This window comes from Candidatus Phytoplasma sp. AldY-WA1 (genome assembly GCF_020312115.2).
GTDB lineage: Bacteria > Bacillota_I > Bacilli_A > Acholeplasmatales > Acholeplasmataceae > Phytoplasma > Phytoplasma vitis.
Window position 1 is genome coordinate 1 of sequence record NZ_JAHRHX020000095.1, and the last position, 1657, is coordinate 1657.

At 18.1% G+C, this 1657-nt stretch carries 2 protein-coding genes; both read right to left on the minus strand.

Annotated elements, in window-relative coordinates; all coding sequences use genetic code 11:
• Positions 1-214 precede the first annotated feature (214 nt).
• Positions 215-499, minus strand: a complete 285-nt coding sequence (locus KTO59_RS04190; RefSeq protein ID WP_284928803.1) for a hypothetical protein — start codon at positions 497-499, stop codon at positions 215-217.
• Positions 500-938: 439 nt separating this feature from the next.
• Positions 939-1613, minus strand: coding sequence for a hypothetical protein (locus KTO59_RS04195; RefSeq protein ID WP_284928804.1), 675 nt, complete (start codon positions 1611-1613; stop codon positions 939-941).
• Between the last annotated feature and the right edge of the window lie 44 nt (positions 1614-1657).

Consider the following 1657-nt stretch of genomic DNA (forward strand, 5'->3'; position numbering starts at 1 on the left):
GTTTTTAATATTAATTATATTATATAATAATTTTAATTGTTTTTCAAAAGAAAGTATTTTTTGTTGTATTTGTTTTTTGGTCATGATTGGTTTATCTCCTTTGGTTTTTGGTTTAATGACCTTGCCAGTTGTTGTGTGTGGTTATTTTGTATTGAAAATTGAAATAGCTGTTTTTTGAAAAAAAAGCTATTTGAAGTTGTTTTTTTTATTTTGATTATTTTTGATTTTCAATTGTTGTTTTGTTTTCAATTGTTGGTGTTTGACTTTCAATTTTTGATTCAATTTTTAGATCTATAATTGAAGTTGATTGAATTCCGTTAGTTCTCAATTCTACAATTATAATTGGTGTATTCGTTGTCGTTGGTGTTGGTTCAGGTTTTATATCAAATATTTTTATAATCCAAAACGTTATTATTAAAATAAGTATTGTTAAAATTAAAATGTTTACTAATGCATCATAAAAACGAATGAATTTAGGTTTTTGATTTATAGTTGTCATTGTTTTATTCTCTTTTTTTGTTTTTTTGTTAATTACTCCTTAATAAATTTTATTATTATTGTTTATAAACAAAAGAAAAAATGAAAGCATAAAGGTTCATTTGAATATAAAAAAAGACCTTAAAAATTGAAGGTCTTATAATATAAAAATAAAATTTAAAATTATAGAATTATCTACAATATTTTTTTTAAAACTGTATTTATTTTTTATTTCTAATTCGTTTTTATTTTTAAAAGAATTTTTTTATTAAATTGTTATTTCTTTTTTTAATTAAAATTTGAATATAAAAAAAACCTTCAAATTAAAGGTATTAATTATATTAATTTTATTATAATTATTTTTTTGACAATTAAATTAAATTTAGCAAATAATATTAATAAAAAACCAAATTCAAGTTAGTTAGTTTAACATTTTTGATTTTTTTATTTAAAATTTATTTTTAATTTAAAAAGTTTTTATTTTTTATTTGTAAATAAAATTGATCCAAAAAAAATTGTAGTTCATTGGAACTCAGAACTTTAAGATTTTGTTGTGTTGTTACTTTTTTTAATTCTTGTATTTTATTTTTATCATAATAATCACCATCACAAATGAATAAAACCATTATATTTTTATTATATTTTTGGGTGTCAGTTTTGGATTCTTCAATAGATATTTTTACATCATTTTTTTGATTATCTTGTGATCCACCAGATTCTTTGGTATATTTGTGAAAAACATAAAAAATAATTTCTAAATCTTTATATTTAAAAGAAAAATCAATTGATTTACCTTTTGATGAGATATACTGATTTATTTCTTTTTTTTGAACTATTTCTTGTTTTTTTATAAAAATATTTTTAGGTTTATACACTTCGAATATACCATTTATATCATTTTTTAAAAATTCGCCAAATACTTTTTCATAAAAGTTTTGTTTTAAAGGTTCTAAAATAAACCAAGCTTTTAAAAAATTATTATGTTTAATTGATGTTTCTACTTCTTCTTGAATAAAATTAAATTTTTCACAAAATTTTTTAATTTTTTTTAAAGTTTTTTTATCTTTAATATTGAAATTTTCCAAATTTTGTTTTAATTGTTCTCTATATTTTGTTTTATAATCTATCTTTTTCATAAATACTATCCTCATTTATATTATTACAACAATCAATAAAAGCC

Bases quoted from the DNA above. Each gene is read 5' to 3' on its own strand.
- KTO59_RS04190 (WP_284928803.1), bottom strand. From the start codon at position 499: ATGACAACTATAAATCAAAAACCTAAATTCATTCGTTTTTATGATGCA.
- KTO59_RS04195 (WP_284928804.1), bottom strand. From the start codon at position 1,613: ATGAAAAAGATAGATTATAAAACAAAATATAGAGAACAATTAAAACAA.